This is a genomic window from Stagnimonas aquatica (assembly GCF_003730135.1).
In the GTDB taxonomy this organism is placed as follows: domain Bacteria; phylum Pseudomonadota; class Gammaproteobacteria; order Nevskiales; family Nevskiaceae; genus Stagnimonas; species Stagnimonas aquatica.
The window spans coordinates 416,232-435,328 of sequence record NZ_RJVO01000001.1; the positions used below are offsets into that span (position 1 = coordinate 416,232).

Annotated in this window: 14 protein-coding genes; 6 read left to right on the forward strand and 8 right to left on the reverse strand. The window is 68.5% G+C overall.

Going from position 1 to position 19,097, the window contains the following annotated elements; genetic code table 11:
• Positions 1–18: 18 nt before the first annotated feature.
• The 5 genes from ED208_RS01840 to ED208_RS01860 all read right to left on the reverse strand — a co-directional run bounded on the left by ED208_RS01840 (position 19) and on the right by ED208_RS01860 (position 10,463).
• Positions 19–3,606, reverse strand: coding sequence for an FkbM family methyltransferase (locus ED208_RS01840; RefSeq protein WP_123210145.1), 3,588 nt, complete (start codon positions 3,604–3,606; stop codon positions 19–21).
• 27 nt (positions 3,607–3,633) lie between these two features.
• On the reverse strand, positions 3,634–5,580 hold the full coding sequence (locus ED208_RS01845) for a collagen-like domain-containing protein (protein WP_148044655.1): 1,947 nt from the start codon (positions 5,578–5,580) through the stop codon (positions 3,634–3,636).
• A gap of 287 nt (positions 5,581–5,867) precedes the next feature.
• Positions 5,868–6,965, reverse strand: a complete 1,098-nt coding sequence (locus tag ED208_RS01850; RefSeq protein ID WP_199720478.1) for a glycosyltransferase — start codon at positions 6,963–6,965, stop codon at positions 5,868–5,870.
• A 345-nt stretch (positions 6,966–7,310) separates the two neighbouring features.
• Entirely contained in the window at positions 7,311–10,175 is a 2,865-nt protein-coding gene (locus ED208_RS01855) for an AAA family ATPase (RefSeq protein ID WP_123210147.1), read from the reverse strand.
• 75 nt (positions 10,176–10,250) lie between these two features.
• Positions 10,251–10,463, reverse strand: a complete 213-nt coding sequence (locus ED208_RS01860; protein ID WP_123210148.1) for a hypothetical protein — start codon at positions 10,461–10,463, stop codon at positions 10,251–10,253.
• Between the two features lie 455 nt (positions 10,464–10,918).
• Between ED208_RS01860 and ED208_RS01865 the strand changes: the two genes are divergently transcribed.
• The 3 genes from ED208_RS01865 (at position 10,919) to trpC (ending at position 13,498) form a co-directional block, all read left to right on the forward strand.
• Positions 10,919–11,503, forward strand: coding sequence for an anthranilate synthase component II (locus ED208_RS01865; protein WP_123210149.1), 585 nt, complete (start codon positions 10,919–10,921; stop codon positions 11,501–11,503).
• Between the two features lie 148 nt (positions 11,504–11,651).
• Entirely contained in the window at positions 11,652–12,692 is a 1,041-nt protein-coding gene (gene trpD, locus ED208_RS01870; RefSeq protein WP_123210150.1) for an anthranilate phosphoribosyltransferase, read from the forward strand.
• A gap of 8 nt (positions 12,693–12,700) precedes the next feature.
• Positions 12,701–13,498: an indole-3-glycerol phosphate synthase TrpC gene (gene trpC / locus ED208_RS01875; protein WP_123210151.1), complete on the forward strand. Its 798-nt coding sequence runs from the start codon at positions 12,701–12,703 to the stop codon at positions 13,496–13,498.
• Here the strand turns inward: trpC and crp are convergent.
• Positions 13,487–14,140 (reverse strand): cAMP-activated global transcriptional regulator CRP, encoded by a 654-nt coding sequence (gene crp / locus ED208_RS01880; RefSeq protein WP_123210152.1) that lies wholly within the window; start codon positions 14,138–14,140, stop codon positions 13,487–13,489. The two genes, trpC and crp, sit on opposite strands and share 12 nt — an antisense overlap.
• 105 nt (positions 14,141–14,245) lie before the next feature.
• On the opposite strand from crp, the gene ED208_RS01885 reads away from it, so the two are divergent.
• Together ED208_RS01885 and speD are read left to right on the forward strand one after the other, a co-directional pair.
• The gene (locus tag ED208_RS01885; RefSeq protein ID WP_123210153.1) at positions 14,246–14,668 is read left to right on the forward strand and encodes an OsmC family protein; all 423 of its coding nucleotides are present in this window, start codon (positions 14,246–14,248) and stop codon (positions 14,666–14,668) included.
• A 171-nt stretch (positions 14,669–14,839) separates the two neighbouring features.
• Entirely contained in the window at positions 14,840–15,649 is an 810-nt protein-coding gene (speD, locus tag ED208_RS01890) for an adenosylmethionine decarboxylase (protein ID WP_123210684.1), read from the forward strand.
• Positions 15,650–15,833: 184 nt separating this feature from the next.
• Here the strand turns inward: speD and ED208_RS01895 are convergent, their stop codons facing one another.
• Complete coding sequence (locus tag ED208_RS01895) at positions 15,834–16,100, reverse strand: YfhL family 4Fe-4S dicluster ferredoxin (RefSeq protein ID WP_123210154.1); 267 nt, start codon at positions 16,098–16,100, stop codon at positions 15,834–15,836.
• Positions 16,101–16,278: 178 nt separating this feature from the next.
• Here ED208_RS01895 and ED208_RS01900 point away from each other — a divergent pair, with 178 nt between their 5' ends.
• Positions 16,279–18,549 (forward strand): TonB-dependent receptor, encoded by a 2,271-nt coding sequence (locus tag ED208_RS01900; RefSeq protein ID WP_123210155.1) that lies wholly within the window; start codon positions 16,279–16,281, stop codon positions 18,547–18,549.
• 179 nt (positions 18,550–18,728) lie between these two features.
• Here the strand turns inward: ED208_RS01900 and ED208_RS01905 are convergent, their stop codons facing one another.
• Positions 18,729–19,085: a hypothetical protein gene (locus tag ED208_RS01905; RefSeq protein ID WP_148044656.1), complete on the reverse strand. Its 357-nt coding sequence runs from the start codon at positions 19,083–19,085 to the stop codon at positions 18,729–18,731.
• Between the last annotated feature and the right edge of the window lie 12 nt (positions 19,086–19,097).

Below are 19,097 nucleotides of genomic sequence, written 5' to 3' on the forward strand. Positions count from 1 at the left end.
CGGCAGGTCGCGCGGCGCTCACGCCGCAACCAGCGCGTGGCCCAACTGCGCCAATAGTTCCGCGGCGCTCTCACAAGGGACCAGCAGGTGATCGCGCCAGTCGACGCAGGTTTCGATGCGGTCCTGCGAGGGCTGCAAGGCGCGGTCTGGCCGTAGCCAGAGATGTCGGTACCGGTGCACCGCGCAAAAGCGTTCGAAGAACGAGGCATCGCCTTCGGGCAGGATTTCGACCGCCATAAGCGGCCGGTGCCGCTCGATGAACCGGAGGCCGCCCTGGATCACCGCCGGCTCCATCGTTTCGACATCAATCTTGATAAATACCGGCCGCCCACCCAGGTCGGCCGCCTCGCCGTCCAGGAACGCGTCCAGCGTCATGACCGCGATGTCCAAGCGGCCGGAGTGGTGCGACCGAAAATTCCGGTTCAGCGAGGCGGAGGTTTCGATCAGCCCGTGACCAGACCAAGGCAGGTACAGCGCCTGGCGGGCCGCCGTAGCACCCAGGCCCTTCTCGTGGAGCTGGATCTTGGCCTGCAATCCCGACTGGGCGACGTTGGCCAAGAACATCCGGCCAATTTCGGGGACCGGCTCGAAGGCGTGCACGGCTGCCGCGCCGGTCGCGGCGGCCAGCAGGCTGTAGAATCCGGTATTCGCGCCAACGTCGATGAAGGTCGGCGCGCGTTGCCGGCAGAATTCCGCGATCACGCGCGGCAACGGCGCTTCATAGGCCTGCCAGCCGGCCCGGCTGACGGCAGCGGCCACCTGGTCACGACCACCGCAGGCGTCCATGTAAAAGCGTGTCGAGCGGCCCTCGCCGGGGACATCCACGGGGACCCACCACGTCGCCGGCAGCGAAGGCACCACCGCCTTCCCTGACTCGCTGCGCGCCACGATCTCGGCGAATGCCTGTCGCAGCGCATCGTCCTGTGCCGACGGCGAATAGCGGGCCACGCATTGCTGACCGGCGCGGCGCATGGCGTCGAAGGCGCCCGGTTCGCTGCGCTCGCGCCGCAGGGCGGCAGCGAGCGTGTCGAGCAGGCTCGGCCCGTCGCCATCGGTCACCCACAGTCCGTTGTCCGGTCGCGCGTATTCCTGGCCGCCGACGCCGGCGAAGCCCAGCACCAGACAGCCCGCCGCCATCGCCTCCAGCGCCGGCAGACCCAGCCCTTCCTGGTGCTGCAGCGAGACGAAGTAGCGCGCCTGCCGCAGGCGTTCCAGCACCTGCGCATGCGGCAGGCCGTCGATCTCGATCCACTCGACATCGGCCAGGTCAGGGAACACCCGTGGCCATACGGCGCGGAGCCAGCGCGCCAGCTCCGGCTGCTTGCGCGGCAGGTAGGCGATGGCGGCGCGGGCGGACCCGGCCACGGGTGCCACCGGCGTGATCGCGGGGGGGACACGCCAGCAGGGCAGTTGCGGGAAGCAACGCCGCACCACCGCCTCGGTCGAATCGGACACCACCAGCGCACCCTCGAAGGACGGAGCCTGCCCCGGCGGCGCACCCTCGAAACTCGCGGCGACGTAGGCCCAGTTCTGCACCAACAGCCATACCGACGCGCCCTGCGCCTTCACCGCCCGCAGCCAGTCCGCCGGCATCACCTCCGGCGCGATCACCACGTCGCCAGGGCCGGGATTCCAGTGCGGCAGTTCGTGCTTCTGCACGTCCCAGTAGGCGCCGGCCCGGGACCCTGGCGGCGTGTGGGTGAAGGCGCGAAAGCCCAGGCGGTTGAGCGCCGCCACCTGCTCGTAAATCACCTTCACACCGCCGAACGGCCGGTCGAAGGAAGGCAGGTAGTACAGCAGCCGAGCTTGCTGCGCTGGCACCGGCACCGCTTGCGCCCGCGCGCGCTGTTCGATGAGCGCCATCCAGTCGCGGCCGAAGCGCTCGCCATCGAAGAACGGGGTGGTGACGAGGCGCTCGCGCAGCGCCGGCCGCAGCGCCGTCCACGCGGCATTTGCCGCGCCGCGCCCGGCCTCGACTGCACGCGCCACGTACTCATCGACGCTGTAGGTGACCCATTCCGGCATCCCGGATGCCTTCATGATCTGCTCGCCCTGCCGCCCCAGCATCCCCGGCGTGCTCAGCGTCAGCGTCGGCACGCCCATCCACAGGGCCTCGGCGGTGGTGGTGCCGCCGGGATACGGGAAGGTATCCAGCATCAGGTCTACCCCGGCGTAGGCGGCGAGGTATTCGGCCATGGGTCGGCGGCCGTGGATTTCCAGATGCGCGGGCGCGAAACCCGCCTCCGCGCAACGGCGCCGCAGGCGGTCCCGGTCGCTGTCACCGGACTCGGTGTCGCCCGAGACCAGCACCCAGCGTGCCTGCGGCAACGCCGCCGCGATGCGTGCCCAGGCGGCCAGCACCTGCGGCCCCAGCTTGATGCCCTGCTGGAAGCAACCGAAGGTCACCGCACCCTGGCGAAGCACGGGCGCCGTGGCCACTGCCGGTGCGTCTGTGGGTGGCGTGAAGCACAAACGCGTGTGCGGCAAACGCAGCAGCGGCTCGGTGAAGAACCGTTCCTCGCCCGCCGGCACGCAGTGCCAGTCGGCCACTACGCCGTCGATGAAGGGCAACCCGGTGGTGCCGTGATAACCCAGCCAGCTGAGTTGCAGCGGCGCCGGTCGCGCCGCGAAGGCGGCCAGCCGGTGAAAGGCCGAGTAGCCGGAGAGGTCCACCAGCACGTCGATGCCGTCTTGGCGAATCTGCCGCGCCAGGCGCTCGTCGGGCCAGTCCGCCACGTCCTGCCAGTGGGTGACGCGCGCGCGCAGCCGCTCGGTCGTGGCATCGGGCTGCGGCGCACGGTTGTGGTACACGAACCAGTCCGCGCGCCGCGCCGCCGCGCTCTCCAGCAGCGGGGCGAGGAAGAAGCCCACCGGGTGCGACCACAAGTCGGCCGATACCAGCCCGATGCGCAGGCGCCGCTCCGGCGCGCGTTCCAAGGGTGGTGGCAGCGCCACCGCCGGAGCCTGGGCGGCGTAGCGCGCGCCCAGTTCGCCCGCCAGCCGCGCGATGGCCGCCGGGTCGGGGGGCCAGAGGTGGTGCTCGTTGGCCAGGCGGTAGCCGATCGACTCCAGGGTGCCGCCACCGGCGTGGTAGAGCTGCAGGTAGCTGATGCGGGCGCCCGCGTAGTCGTGCAGCGCCCGTTGCTGCCGCGCGATCTCCAGCAGCGCCACTTTCGCGTACTCGGCATGCAGTGGCAGCACCGCGCGGTAGGCCTCGATGGCCTCTTCGCGGCGGATCAGCATCCGCAGCGCGTTGCCACGGTTGAACAGCGCCTCCGCATTCCCCGGCTCGCGTGTCAGCACCTCGTCGAACAGCGCTAGCGCCTCGTCCGGCCGTCGCAGATGGTGGGCCCTCAGGCGCCCCCGGGCGTTCTGCAGGCTGGCCTGCCAGGGGCCCCGAGCCGCCAGCGCCTCGTAGAGCCGCAGCGCCTCGCCGTAGTGCCCCAATTGCTCGTGGAGCTGCGCCGCCAGCGCCTGCACCGGGGCCGGCGCCGCGCCGCCCAGCAGAGGCTTTAGCTGCGCCAGAGCGTCAGCCTGCGCGCCAGCCCCTTGCAGAGCCAGCGCGCGGTCGTAGGCTGCGCGCCAGAGAGAGTTTTCGACAGTCACGGGCGAACAACCAACAATGAGCCTGCCTCAATCCAGCTTCACCACCCGCAGGTTGGTGCTGCCATCGGTAGTCAGTGTGATGCCGAGAACAGTGGAGCCACTGGCGACCCGCACCCGGAAGGTATCGCCCACGTTGAAGTAGGTAGTGACGTTGAGCCACCCGCGAGCCTTGTGAGGATTCTGGAGGGTGCCGTTGGAGGCGGCTCCGAACCCGTAAAAATCATTGCCGTCATTCCAGGTCGGGCCCATCTGAATCGCTGGGTAGCTGACAGTGGTTCCCTCGTTGATGACCTGCAAGGTGATCTGGTAGAGACCCGCCGTGCCCACGGTGAACACCGTGCCGTCAAAGGTGTTGCCGGTGGCGGCCGGCGGCGACACGCTGGCCGTGCCCCAGCTGATGATGTCCGGATCGGAAATCGAGCTGCCGAGTGCCGTGGTCTGCGCCGTGGTCTTGGCCACGAACAGTTGCTGCGTGGCCCCGCCGCCAGCGCCGCCGCCCAGCGCAATGCCGGTGGCCGGCCAGGCCCCCGAGGCCTTGGGGCCGTAGAGCAGCTTGTTGGTGGTGTCGACGTAGAAATCACCATTGCTGCCCAGGGTATTGGCTGGCGCGCCGCTACCGCTGAGGGTGGCGTTGCCGCTGGCACCCGTCGCGCCAGTGGGGCCGGCCGGGCCGGTGGCACCCGTCGGTCCAATCGCGCCGGCCGGGCCGGGGACCGTGCTGGCGGCGCCGGCGGCACCGGTCGCGCCCGTGGCGCCGGCGGGGCCGACCGCGCCGGTGGCTCCCATCGGTCCGACGGCACCCGTGGCACCCACCGGGCCGGCAGGCCCCGTGGCGCCGGTCGCGCCGGCCGGGCCGGCGACCGTGCTGGCGGAACCGGTGGCGCCGGTCGCGCCCTGCGGACCCGCAGGCCCCGTGGCACCCGCCGGACCCTGAATCCCGGTCGCGCCCGCCGGACCAGCAGGCCCGGTCGCACCCGTGGCCCCCGTCGCTCCAGCGGGGCCGGCCACCGTGCTGGCAGCACCAGTGGCGCCCTTGGCGCCGGCCTTCGCGAGGGCGGTCCAGTTGGCGTCGGTACCCGGCACACCGAAACAGGGCGGCGTGCTCGCGGTGCACAGCCAGCTGGAGCCGTCGTGAGTCACCACCGTGCCCGCGTTGTAGTTGCTGCCGCTGCTCCACTCGCCCTGGAAGCTGCTGACCAGCCCACCTTCGGCGCCGGTCGCACCCGTGGCGCCGGCGATACCGGTCGCTCCCGTGGCGCCGGTGCCCCCCGTGGGACCCGTCGCGCCGGTCGCGCCCTTCAGGCCCTGTATGCCTTGCGGGCCCTGCACGCCCTGAAGACCCTGGGCGCCGGTCGCGCCGGTGGCGCCCTTGGCACCCGCGGCTCCGGCCGCGCCGGTAGCACCGGTAGCGCCCGTGGCTCCCTTGGCACCCGCAGTGCCAGCCGCACCGGTAGCGCCCGTGGCTCCCTTGGCACCGGCGGCGCCGGTGGCGCCGGTGGCGCCCTTCGCACCCGCCGTGCCGGCGGCGCCAGTGGCACCCGTGGCGCCCTTAGCGCCCGCAGGGCCGGTGGCGCCGGTCGCACCCGTGGCGCCCGCCGCGCCCGACGGCGCCACCAGCGCCAGACTGGCGGAATGCTCGGCCAGGTTCTGGTCCTTGGTCAGCGACCCAAACCGGTTGGGGTCACCCAGCGAGGACACGTACAGCTGGTAGCTCACCCCCGGCGACAGCTGAAAACCGCTCGGCACCCGCGCTTCCAGGTGGTCGTCGCTCTTCTGCAACACCTGCAAGGTGCTGCCGTTGAGCTGAATCAGCGGTTCAATCGTCGAGGACGGCGGCGTGAATTCCCGGCCGTCGATGTACAGGGTGTTCGACAGAATGCTGGCACTGTAAATCTGTAGGTCCGCCGCCGCAGGCGCCGCGTACCACGCGGCAATCAACATCGAGCTGGTGCAGAGCTTGCGCTGAAAGTTCATCTAAAAACCCCTGGGGATTGTCGTTGACGCCCACGGTGACCAACACCGCAGATTCGTGAGCCAGAAGACTAGGCACACACCCTCGGGAAGAACGGAGGAAGTTCGGAGCAACTGGAGGCTCGAAAAAAATACGGGGGGCCGGACCCGCAGGCGCCACGATTCCCCCGATCACCCTGCGGCCAGCCGGCACGGCCTAGCCCCGCGCAGTGCCAGTTATTGCCTTGCGACAAGCTGCTCCACCCTGCGGAGCCACCCGTGGCCTCGCTCCGGAATCGAAGCGCGCGCCCCTAGGTTGGGCGCTTCCAGAGCGCCTCCAGCGCAAACCGGAGGTTTGCCTCGACGCGCGGCCGCTCGCTGGCCGGTAGCTCGGCGCCGGCCAGCAGACGCTCGCAGACCCGGCGACTGTCTTCGTAGTCGCCGGTCCAGTAGCTGGACACCGCGTATTCGTCGGCGGCGCGCCAGCCATAGTCGGCACGGTCCACAAACAGAATGTCGTCGGTCATGGGCGTGTTCATGGCCCGCTCGGCGAACAGGCGGGCGAGCGCGTACTGGCCGCGCAGGCGCTGGTAGCGGGCCAGCGCGCTGAGCGCCTCGGCACGCTGCGGTCGGCACTGGTAGGCCTGGAGGTAGCGGTCGGTGACTTCCGCCGCGCTGCGGTCGAGCGCTTCGGCGAGCTGGGCGGCGGAATAGAGGGCGTACCAGGTTTCCTCGATCCAGTCGCCCATGGTGGCGCGCCGCTCGTAGGCGGCCAGCGCCTTTTCCGCCTGGTTGCTGTCGCGGTAGCTCTGGGCCAGGTAGAAGACGTAGCGGGCATTGTCCGGCTCGTCGCGCAGGGCCGCTTCGAGGACCTCGGCGTCGCGGGCGTATTTGGTGGCGGTGTCGATCTGGCTGCGGCCGCCGTCGGTGTACACCTGCACGCTGGGGCCCGGCAGCAGCGGCCGCTCGACCGGCTGTCCGCAATCCGGATACTCGTGCAGCACGCCGACGTAACGCCAGGGCAGCGCGGACCGCAGCAGGCAGACCCGGCCGTAGTTGACGCCGCCGAAGTGGACATCCAGCGTGTAGGCATCGGCTTGGAGCGGCGGTCGGCGGTAGTCCGGCGGCAGTTGCAGCACTTCATCGGCGTCGATCACGAACAGGTAGTCGGCCCGCGCGCGCGCCAGCGCCAGGGCTTCGGAACGGTTGTGGCCGAAGTTGAGCCAGGGCCGCTCGACCAGCTCGCCGGGCAGTGCACGCAGATGCTCCCGGATCAGGGCCTGGGTGCCGTCGGTGGACCCGGTATCGACGATCAGCCAGTGATCAATGAACGGCCGCACGGAATCCAGGCAGCGCCGGATGATGTGGGCTTCGTTCTTGACGATCATGCAGAGGCAGACGGTCGACATACGGCTTGCATCCCTGAAGTGGAGAGGACGGCACTCGGCCACGGGCTTGCTGCGGCCTTGCGCCCTTAAGGCACGCGGGCCAGAGGCCCATCGGACATCCAGACCGGCCAGGGCCGGCGACACTGGCCTAGCCGCTCGGGGCTCGCGACCGGCCAGGCTGGCTTCCGCCGGAAGTCGCGCCTTTGCATGCCGCGTGGCTGCGGACGCCCGCTCCGGTGGCGGCCCGGGATGCAGTATCGCTGGGCGGTGGGCTTAAAAACGGAGGAAATCCGGAGCAAGGCCCGGCGGCGGGAGCCTTGCTGCAAGCGGCGAGCAGCGATTGGCACCCGCACCGGCCTCGCTGGCCTACCGTTGCAGAGTGGCGATCAGCGCGCGTGCCTCGCACTGATCCGGCAGATCGCCGCCCTCGGTGAACCGCTCCAGCACCGGCGTCAGCAGCGCCAGGGCCTCGCCCGCCTTGCCCTGCCGGCCGAGGAGGCGGGCCAGGCTGGTGGCGGCGCGCAATTCCATGGACAGTGCCTTTCGGGCGCGTGCCAGCGCCAGCGCCTCCTGGATCGGCGCGATCACTGCCGCGATGGCCCTTGGCCGGGCTTTCAACTGCAGCTCCCCGAGGGCGCGCAGCACTTCCGGCTCCCAGGGCCGGTGGCCGTGTCGGCGGATCAGTTGCAACGCCTCGTTGGCGGTCGCCAGGGCGCGCTCGTGCTCGCCGAGATCGGACCAGGCACGCGCGGTGTTGACCAGGCCCAGCGGCACTTGCAGGACCAGCCCCCGTTGCCGCATTTCGTCCAGTACCGGTTGCAGGGTTCGCAGGGCGGCCTCCGGATCGCCCGTGCGGTACTGGGCGACGCCGAGCAGCACGCGGGCCCAGCGCTGGCTTTCCAGATGGCCGCAACGCCGGCTCAGTTCCAGTATTTCCGTGGCCGTGGTGAGCAACCTCGGATAGTCGCCGACGAATTCAAGCAGCATCCCCCGCGATATGCAGATCACCATGACGTATCGGTAGGGATTGCGGAGTTGCTCGGCCACGGTCACGGCGCGCTCGCCGGCCTCCAAGGCTTGCAGCGGGTAGCCCAGGATCCAGCGGGTGATTGCGCGCGCGCCCAGCAAGCTCATCAGCGCATCCGCGCTGACTGAGTGACCTGCACCTTCGTCGACCGAGGCCAGCCGCAGCCCCTCGGCCGCGTAATGGTCGGCCTTTTCATGCTGGCCGAGGCAGTGGAGGCTGTGCGCCGCCCAGCCGAGACCGATGCACTCCATGTTGGCGCTGCGGGTGGCGCGGCCGATGTCGCGCATGCGCTCGGAGAAATTGATGGCGCGCTCGAACTCCATGTTGAAGTGCCGCGAGGCCCATTGCGCGCCGATGGCGGCAATGCTCGCCGGATCATCACCGACCAGTTCGATCAAGCTGTCGATGCGGTCGCGGTGATCGTCGCCGGCACTGGGGACGTAACCCTGCTCCATCTGCAGCCGGAGACTGGCGATGACCCGCAGTCGCAACTCGATGCGGTGACGCTCGGCATCCGGCGCCAGTGACTCCAGCAGGCCCAGGCCGCGCGCCACCTGCTCACGGACCTCGTGCGGGGCCAGGCGGTCCAGCGCGTTCTGCGCGGTCTGCACGCACCACTCCGCCGCCTTGGCGGCGACGCCGCCGGCCTCGTAGTGGTGTGCCAGCTCGTTGGCGATCTCGGCGTCGCGACCGCTGTAGGCCTGCTCCAGCCGCTCGGCCAGGCGCCGGTGCAGGCGTGCCTCCCGCGAGGCGCCCAGCCGCAGACGCAGCGTCTGCCCGTAGAGCGCATGCCGGAACTGGAAGCGACCGCTCGCGGTTCCGTCTGGCCAGATCGCGAGGCCGTTCTCGACGATGAAGAGGCCGCGCCGTGCCAGCGACTCCAGCGCCTCCTCGACCGCTTCGACGGCGACGCCACTGACGACCGATACGGCGGCGGCGGCGAACTCCCGGCCGGTGACTGCGGCGACTTCCAGCAGCAACTGCTCGCTGGGCGTCAGCTGGGAAAGCTGTAGCTCGATCAGCTCGCGCAGCTGCGGCGGAAGGATGCCGTCCAAGCCCGCGCCGCCGCCCGCACCGGCGTCCAGATCGCGCAGGTAGTCGGTCAGGTGCACCAGAAACAAGGGGTGTCCGCCGCTGCGGAGCAGCAGCGCCTCGCGTTGCCCGGCGCTAACGCCGGCCAGGCGCCGTTCGATCAGCCGCCCCCCCTCGTCCGGCGGTAGCGGTGCCAGAAACAGCGTCTGCGCGCGGCCTCGGGCGGTCAGCCCGAGCTGCAATGCCCGCGCCGGGTGCTGGCCGAGGATGGTCTCGACCGAGCGGCAGGTGCAGATCACCAATAGCCGGGCGGCCGCTTCGCGCTGGGCCAGCAGGTCCAGGACGGTGACCGTGGACGCGTCGCTCCAGTGCAGGTCTTCGACGACCAGTACCAGCGTGCGGCTGGCGGTGTAGGCCTCCAGCGCCTCGGCCAGCTCGCGCCGCTGCCGCTCCGGGGGAGTGCCCGAGGTGATACGCCGCAGGTGTTCAAGCTCGTCCGGCGCGAGAAACCTTGGCAGCTGGCGCAGCCAGGACGGCGCGCTGGCCCGCAACTGGTCGAGTAGCTGATCGCCCTGGGGGCTGCTTACACCCCCTTCCAGCGCGTCGAGGACGGGCTGGTAGGCCTCGGTTTCGCCGGTCATTTCCAGGCAACGGCCCCGCCAGATTTGGATCGTTGGGCTGTCGTTGCGCAGCCGCGCGAGAAAGTCGTCGACCAGCGCGGTCTTGCCGATGCCCGCTTCTCCGGACACGAACAGCAGTTGCCGCTGGCCCTGCGCCGCGCGCGCCAGCGTCTCGCGCAGGAACTCGAGTTCCGCCTCGCGGCCGACGAAGTTGCTGGCCGGCGGCGGGGTGGCCGCAGCCCCGGGATTCACCAGGCGGAAGCCGATGCGGTGGGCCGTGAGGATGTATTGCGGGTTGCGCGGGTCGTCCTCGATCGCCTGGCGCAAGGCCTTGATCTGAAAGCTCAGGACATCATCGACGACGATGGCGCCGGGCCAGACTGCGTCCATCAGGTCGGAGCGCGTGACCGGCTCGCCCATCCGGCAGGCCAGCGTCCAGAGCACGCCCAGCGCCTTGCGCTGCAGCCTGATTTCCTGGTCATCGCGCAGCAAGGGACCGTTCTGCCCGATCAGGCGGTACGGTCCGAAACAGATCGCTGGGGTGACACTCATCGGTGACTAGTCGGGGCTCGTCGGCAGTGGCCGAGTCTACCGGGCCCGCCTTCCGGGCAAGCCAGCCCCGCCGCCTCAATCGCCGTTGGCCAGGCTCCGGCGCATGAAGCTTTCGAGATCGTCCAGGGAATCAAACAGGGATTGCTCACCAGTGGCGATATTTTCAACACGACCGCTGACAGGCTCGGTGAGTCGAGCGGGCATGTCCTCGTCCAACTGCACGACAAAGGCACGCCTGGCAGCTAACCGGCCACTGCGAACAGCGGACTTGGCGCGGGGCGAGTTCATGGCGGGGATGCACCTCGGGTTCGATTCGTGACGCCATATTCACTGAGAGGCGGCGCCAAGAAAGGAGGAAGTTCGGAGCCGACGCATCCTCAAAAACCCGGCGGGTACAGCGGAATCAGCCCCCGACGAGGCCTGGTCGGGCCCAGGGGGTTGGCGCCATTGGCCAGCATGGGATCGCGACGCAGGTTAAACTTTGTGCGTTCGATTCCTGAGAGAAATGCGGTGTTTCGTTGGCGTTGGCGACCCTGATTGATTGCCCGAAGGCATGCCGTGTCGCGCTGCCGCTCGGTCCTTGCGACTCGCAATCTCCTTCTTATCCAGGCGTCCCCATGTTTCCCTTCGACCCGCCAGTGTCCGGCCTGTCGCCCAGGCCCCAACCACGCGCATGAAACGGTGCATGCCAGGCGCCGCAGTCATTGACTGCCCACGATAAAAACAATATCGACAGGCCTCCTATGATCCTGATGATCGACAACTACGACTCCTTCACCTACAACCTCGTGCAGTATTTCGGCGAGCTGGGCGAGGAGGTGCAAGTGCATCGCAACGACCAGATCAGCGTCGATGCGGTCGCCGCTCTCAAGCCCAGCCAGATCGTGCTCTCGCCCGGCCCCTGCACGCCCAACGAGGCGGGCATCTGCCTGGAGCTGATCGAGCGGCTGCAAGGCCAGTTCCCCATCCTCGGCGTCTGCCTGGGCCATCAGAGCATCGGCCAGGCCTTTGGCGGCACCGTGAAGCGGGCGCGGCAGGTGATGCACGGCAAGACCTCGCCGGTGCACCACGCCGGCCAGGGGGTGTTCGCCGGCCTGCCCTCGCCGTTCACGGCGACGCGCTACCACTCGCTGATCGTCGATACCGTCGGCCTGCCCGACTGCTTCGAGATCACCGCCTGGACCCAGCATGACGACGGCAGCATCGACGAGATCATGGGCCTGCGCCACAAGACCCTGGCCATCGAGGGCGTGCAGTTTCACCCCGAGTCGATCCTGACCGAGCACGGCCACGCGATGCTCAAGAATTTTCTGGAGCAACACCCATGAGCTACCCGGCGAGGCCTGAGCCCAATCGCCCGTGCGAGCACTGCTCACGCATTGGGCGAGCGCGCAGCGGGATCGACGGAAAGGCGATTGGCGGCGGCGACCGACCACGATCCGTTTCCCAGCGCTCGTCGCTTTCGGAGGTCGCCCCATGAGCCTGACTCCGCAGGAGGCACTGCAACGCGCCATCGAGCACCGGGAGATCTTCCAGGACGAGATGGTGGAGCTGTTCCGCGCGATCATGCGCGGCGAGGTCTCGCCGGTGATGACCGCCGCCATCCTCACCGGCCTCCGGGTGAAGAAGGAGACCGTCGGCGAGATCACCGCCGCCGCGCTGGTGATGCGCGAGTTCGCACTGAAAGTGCCCTACCAGGCCAGCCCCGGCGAGGCCTTGCTCGACATCGTCGGCACCGGTGGCGATGGTGCCCACAGCTTCAATATCTCCACCGCCTCGATGTTCGTGGCCGCCGCCGCCGGCGCCACCGTCGCCAAGCACGGCAACCGCAGCGTGTCCTCCAAGTCCGGCAGTGCCGACGTGCTGGAAGCCCTGGGCGCGGCCATCGACCTGCAACCCGCGCAGGTGGCGGAAAGCCTGGCCGCCAGCGGCATCGGCTTCATGTTCGCCCCCAATCACCACCCGGCGATGAAGGCGGTGGCGCCGGTGCGCAAGGAGATGGGCGTGCGCACCATCTTCAACATCCTCGGGCCGCTGACCAATCCGGCCGGCGCGCCGAACATCCTGATGGGCGTGTTCCATGCCGATCTGGTCGGCATCCAGGTGCGCGTGCTGCAACGCCTGGGCGCAACCCGCGCCCTGGTGGTCTGGGGCAAGGACGGGCTGGACGAGATCACTCTCGGCGGCTCGACCCTGGTCGGCGAGCTGCGCGACGGCCAGGTGCGCGAGTACGAGATCCATCCCGAGGACTTCGGCATCGCCATGTCCGCCACCCGCAACCTGGCGGTGGCTGACGCCGCCGCCTCGAAGGCGCTACTACTCGCGGCGCTCGACAACCAGCCCGGCGTGGCGCGCGAGATCGTGGCGCTGAACGCCGGCGCCGCGCTCTATGCCGCCGGCGTCGCCAGCGACATCGCCGACGGCATCGCCCGCGCCCGTGCGGTGCTGGCCAGCGGCGCCGCCCGCGCGAAACTCGACGGCTTCGTGGCGACCACGCGCCGCATCAAAGGTCTCTGAATACCGTTATGAGCGACATCCTCGACAAGATTCTCGCCACCAAGCAGGACGAGATCGCGCGCCTGCGCAAGCGCTATTCGCTGGCTGCGCTCGACGCCCTGGGCGCCGAGCAGTCGCCGCCGCGCGGCTTCATTGCGGCGCTCTCGGCCAAGGTCGCCGCCGGCGAGGCCGGGGTGATCGCCGAGATCAAGAAGGCCAGTCCCAGCAAGGGCCTGATCCGCGCCGACTTCGATCCGGCCTGGATCGCGCGCGAATACGCCGACGGCGGCGCCGCCTGCCTGTCGGTGCTCACCGACGAGCAGTATTTCCAGGGCCACAACGCCTTTCTGGTGCAGGCACGCGCCGCCTGCGCGCTGCCGGCGATCCGCAAGGACTTCCTGGTCGACCCGATGCAGATCGCCGAGGCGCGCGCCATCGGTGCCGATTGCGTGCTGCTGATCGTCGCCGCACTCGCGCCGAAGCAACTGGAGGATCTGGCCACCGAGGCCAGCGGCCGCGGCATGGACGTGCTGATCGAGATTCACGATGGCGCCGAGCTGGACGTGGTGCTGAACGCCAAGCTGCCGAGCAACTGCCTGCTCGGCATCAACAACCGCAACCTGCGGACCTTTGCGGTGGGCCTGAAAACCACCCTGGACCTGCTGCCGCGCCTGCCGGCGGGCATGGACGTGGTCACCGAGTCCGGCATCGCCAGCCAGGCCGACGTGCATCGCATGCGCGGCGCCGGCGTGCACCGCTTCCTGGTGGGTGAGTCGCTGATGCGCCAGGACTCGCCCGGCGCGGCGCTGCGTGCCCTAACGGCCTAGCCGCGCCGGGCGGGCGGGATTGGTGGTCTGCACGCCCAGCACCACGATGCTGCGGCCCTGGACGGCGACCGTGCCGTCGTCCTGCAGCTTCTTCAGCACCCGGCCGGCCATCTCGCGCGAGCAGCCGACGATGCGCGCCAGCTCCTGGCGGCTGATCCGCACCAGGGTGCCCTTGGCGTGCGGCTGGGCGTCCGGCTGACGGCAGAGGTTGAGAATCTCGTGGGCGACCCGGCCCTGCACGTCGAGAAAGGCCAGATCACTGAGCCTCTGGGTGGTGGCGCGCAGGCGTTTGGCCAGCTGACCGGCCAATTCCAGCAAGATTTCCGGCTGCTCACGGATGAAGCGGCGGAAGGCCTCGAAGCCGATTTCGGCGATCAGCGCATGGGTGCGGGTGCGCACCTCGGCGGTACGGGTCTTCTGCTCCGGGAACAGGCACATCTCGCCGAAGAATTCGCCGGGATTCAGGTAGGCCAGCACCATTTCCCGCTCTTCCTCGTCGTGCACCGAGACGCTGACCGAGCCTTCCAGGATCAGGTAGACGGTCTGCGGATCGTCGCCGGCACGGATGATCGAGTGCTTGGGCGGGTAGGAGCGCTTGGTGGCCTGGGCGATGAAGGCCTGGAAAGCCGGCTTGTCGAACATGGTTATCCCGAAAAAGTGCGGTCGCGGCACTACTTCCTTGCATTTTTGCGACCATACCATAGCTTCTGGACGGCACCAGAAGAACCGGATCAACCAGGAGCAAACGTGCAGGCACGCATCAAGTGGGTGGAAAACATGGCCTTTGTCGCCGAGAGCGGCTCGGGGCATGCGGTGGTGATCGACGGTCCGCCGGAGATCGGCGGCCGCAACCTCGGCGCCCGGCCGATGGAATTGCTGCTGATGGGCGTCGGCGCCTGCTCCAGCGTCGATGTGGTGATGATCCTGAAAAAGGCCCGGCAGCCGGTGAGTGACTGCTACTGCGAGCTGAATGCCGAACGCGCCGAAACCGAGCCGAAAGTGTTCACCAGCATCCATTTGCGCTTCGTGGTCAGCGGCAGCGGCCTGAATCCCGCACAAGTCGAGCGGGCGGTGAAGCTTTCCGCCGAGAAATACTGCTCGGCCAGCATCATGCTCGCCAATGCTGGCGTGAAGATCAGCCACGATTTCGAGATTCGCGAGCCTTCCTGAGCCATTCTCCAGCGACCAGCCGTCGGCGTCATGAAAGCTTCACGCGCAAAGGTCGGAAATTTGGGGGATAATACGGTTCTGCGTCGTTGAACCGACACAGCCTGTCCCCGCGCCTAGACTCGCGGGGATTTTCGTTTGCCGCCTTCACGGGGGATTACCGCCTTGGCCAAGATCAAACCCACCAGCAATCCCAAGTTGAAGCTGCTTGGCTTCAACAACCTGACCAAGACGCTGTCGTTCAACATCTACGACATCTGCTACGCCCGCACCAAGGAGCACCAGCAGGAGTACGTGGAGTACATCGACGAGGCCTACAACGCCGAGCGCCTCACCGCGATCCTCACCGAAGTGGCGCACATCATCGGCGCCAACATCCTCAACGTCGCCCGCCAGGACTACGACCCGCAGGGCGCCTCGGTGACCATGCTGATCTCGGAAGGCCATCTCGACGGCCTGCCGACGCCGGTCCCCGGCCCGTCCTCGGGCGGCAAGAAGAAGAGCGTGGTCAGCCATCTGGACAAGAGCCACATCACCGTCCACACCTATCCGGAAAACCACCCGGACGCCGGCATCAGCACCTTCCGCGCCGACATCGACGTCTCCACCTGCGGCAAGATCAGCCCGCTGAAGGCGCTGAACTACCTGATCAAGTCCTTCGAGAGCGACATCGTGGTGATGGACTACCGCGTGCGCGGCTTCACCCGAAACGTGCGCGGCATGAAGCACTTCATCGACCACAATGTCGACTCGATCCAGAACTTCATCGCCCGCGACATCCGTGACAAGTACGACATGGTCGACGTCAACGTCTACCAGGAGAACCTGTTCCACACCAAGATGAAGCTCAAGGAACTCGACCTCGACACCTATCTGTTCGGCGAGGGTGCCAGCGAGCTGCCGCCGCGCGAGACCAAGCGCATCCGTGATCGCGTCAACCACGAGATCATGGAAATCTTCTACGGCAAGAACATCCAGGCTTAAGTTTCGCCCGCCCCTGGCGAAACTACCCGCAAGCCCTCGGTCCTGCACCGGCGGGAGCGGCGCTCCTTGTCAGGCCAGTCCGCCTCGGCTGTCCTAAACACCCGATGCAGCGCAGCCGCCGCAGCCCACCAGGCTGCGGATGGCTGCTGCCTCGCCGAGCTTTGCGGCAAGGCCAGCGCCAGGCTCAGACCGGCGCCAGCTCGCCGGAAGTCAGCCGCCGGAACTTGGCCAGCAATTGCTCCTGGCTCTCGACGTGCGCCGGGTCCTGGGGAATGCAGTCGTCGATCGGGCACAGCTTGCGGCACTGCGGCTCGTCGAAATGGCCAACACACTCGGTGCAGCGCTCCGGGTCGATCTCGTAGATTTCCACGCCCTGGTAGATCGCCTGATTCGGGCACACCGGCTCGCAGACGTCGCAATTGATGCAGCTGTCGACAATCTTGAGGGCCATCAGGCCGCTCCACGGGGTGCGCGTTTCATCCGGCGAATGGTACGCGATGCGCACCGCGAGGCCGCTGGCCGGCGCCAGCGGCCCGGCCTGTCAATGCGATTAATTCTCGTCTATCATCCGCCCCGCCAAGGCAGCCCTCGCGACCCGGCCTCTCTTCCGGTCCACCACGAGCGCTGCCATGTCCTCTGCCTGTTGCCCCGTTTCCCGTCTGGCCCTGCTGGCCTGCCTGACTGCCGGCGTCGCCAACGCCAATGACCCGAATAGCGCATCGCCGGAGGCCGTAGCCGATCGACCGGCGATGGAGGCAGTCACCCTGGAAACGGTGACGGTCACCGGCGAGAAACTCCGCCGCAGCGAGAGCGATACCACCACCAGCGTCGGCCTGCGCAACGGCCGCCAGATCGACGAGTCGCCGGTGCAGACCCTGAACGAGTTGGTCAGCCGCATGGCCAATGTCGGCACTGCCCAGGGTCTCGCCATCCGTGGCATTCCGCTCTACGGCCCCACCGGCGGCGACGGCAAGACTGCGGTGATCACCGTCGATGGCGTGCCGCAGGAAGGCTGGGGCCAGAGCATCGGCTCGCTGTCGGTCTGGGATGCCGAGCAGGCCGAGGTGCTGCGCGGTCCACAGTCCACCAACCAGGGCCGCAACTCGCTGGCCGGCGCGGTGGTGCTCAAGACCCGCGACCCGACCGAGGCCTGGGACTTGCGCACCCGGATCAGCAGCGGCAACCAGAATCAGTCGCGCGCGGCGGTGGCCGGCGGCGGCGCCCTGCTGCCCGGGGTGGCGGCCTTCCGACTGAGCCTGGAACGCAACCGCGACGACGGCCCCAGTTTCAACGAGACCCGCGATGACCCGCGCTGGAACCACTTCGACAACCAGACCCTGCGCGGCAAGCTCAAACTCACTCCCTTCGGCGAGGCCTACCGCGCCCTGCTGACCTTGAGCGAGGCGCGCGAGGGCTATGGCGATGGCTATGTCGAAGCCAGCACCCGCCGCGAAAAGGACCGCATCTCGCTCGCCAACGCACCGGCCTGGTCGAACAACCGCAGCCGTTCGGCGGCACTGGAACAGACCCTGCGCGCCGGCGGCGTGGACTTCACCCTGCTCAGCACCTACCTCGACGCCGGCTATGACCGGGTCGGCGATTACGATGAAACCGAGCTGCCGCTGGGCGACTACCAGAGCAACTCCCAGGACGACCTGTTCAGCCAGGAGGCGCGCGCCGCCTTCCAGCTACCGCTGGCCGGCCGCGACCTGAATGCAGTGATCGGCGCCTACTACTCGCAGCAGGACAGCCGCATCCACAACGCCTACGCCCTGCCGCTCTACTACGGGCTCTACAGCACCGGCCTCTGCGCCTCGGCGCTGGGCGATCCCGATGTCAGCCTGGCGCAGTGCGCGGCGGTGTTCTCGGCCACGCCGGAGCATCTGGTGCTGCGCAGCGACGACAACGACACCACGGTGAAGAACCGGGCCTTGTTCCTGGAGCTGGACTACCCGATCGGCGCGCTCACGCTCACGGCCGGCGGACGCTACGACAGCGAGCAGCAGCAGCGACAGCTGGCCAACAATACCCAGGGCAACGACGCCTACACCCAGGCCCTGCTCAGCAGCGTCGGCTTCGGGCCGGAGGCCTCGCCGCCAGTACGTACCGACTACACGGCCTGGCTGCCCAAGCTTGCCGCCCGCTACCGCTTCGCCGAGACCTGGATGGCCGGCCTGAGCTGGCAACGCGGCTATCGCGCCGGCGGCATCAGCTACAGCTACCTGCCGATCAGCATCGGCGGCGGCCAGCACGATTTCGGGCCGGAATTCACCAGCAATTACGAGTTCTCGCTCAAGGGCCGGCCACTGCCGCGTCTGGCGCTGGGCTTCAACGCCTATCGCATCGACTGGCGCGACCAGCAGGTGAACATCGGCACCAGCAGCTTCGACACCCGCATCGTCAACGCTGGGGCCTCGCGCCTGCACGGTCTGGAGCTGGAAGCACGCGGCCCGCTGCGGCCCCGGCTGGAGCTGTTCGCGGCGCTGGGCTTGTCGCGCACCGAGTACCGGGAGTTCCAAACCGCCAGCGACGACTATGCCGGCCACCAGTTCCCACGCTCACCACGGCTTACCGCATCCACCGGCTTTACCTGGAAGCCCGGGGCCTGGAACCTCAACGCCGATGTGGTGCACGAGGGCGGCAGCTATTCCGGCGCCGACAATGCCGCCGACCAGCGCAATCCGGCGCACACCCTGCTCAACGCCAAGCTGGGCTACCAGTTCGCCAACGGCGTCCGGCTGTTCGCCTACGGACTCAACCTGTTCGACGCCAGCTACAGCACCTACCGGCTGGACACGGTGGTCGGTCGCCAGGCCGCCTACCTCGGCGACGCGCGGCGCTTTGGCGCCGGGCTGGAATGGCGCTTCCTCGGGGCCGCGAGCCAGGCGGCCGGCGGCTGAGGCGGCAGGCCAGGGCGTGGCCCAGCCTCTGCCGTTCTGGCTGGACATGCCGTGGCAGCGGGCTGCCGCACGATCAGGCAAGGGACAGACAAAAGGCCGACCCCAGGGGCCGGCCTTCGGTTACCGCAACACCGATTGAAGGCTCTGGCGGCGGTGGCCGCCAGCAACCGCAACGACCTTTAGTGAACAGCGGTCACTTCGCCGTCTTCGATCTTCACCCGCGCCGTCGCACCGTCCTCGTCGACGAAAGTGTAGGTGCCGTTGGGCAGGGCGCCTTCGCTGGCCTGCGCGCTACGGGCGCTGGCCACCGAAGCCTCGTCAGCGGGGACGGCGGCGAGCGTCGCTCCGTCGGAATTTTCTCCGGTGAGCGTGAAGACGACCGCATCACCGAAGCTGAAGGCCGCCGAGAATCCGGCAACGCTCACGGGCTGCTGGTTACCGATCGAGGCCGGAAGATAGGGGCCGAGCTGCGCCGCCGCTGTAGCAGAGAAGAGAGAGGCCGCCGCCATCAGAGTCAGGCCGATTTTCTTGTTCATCATTGTCTTGTC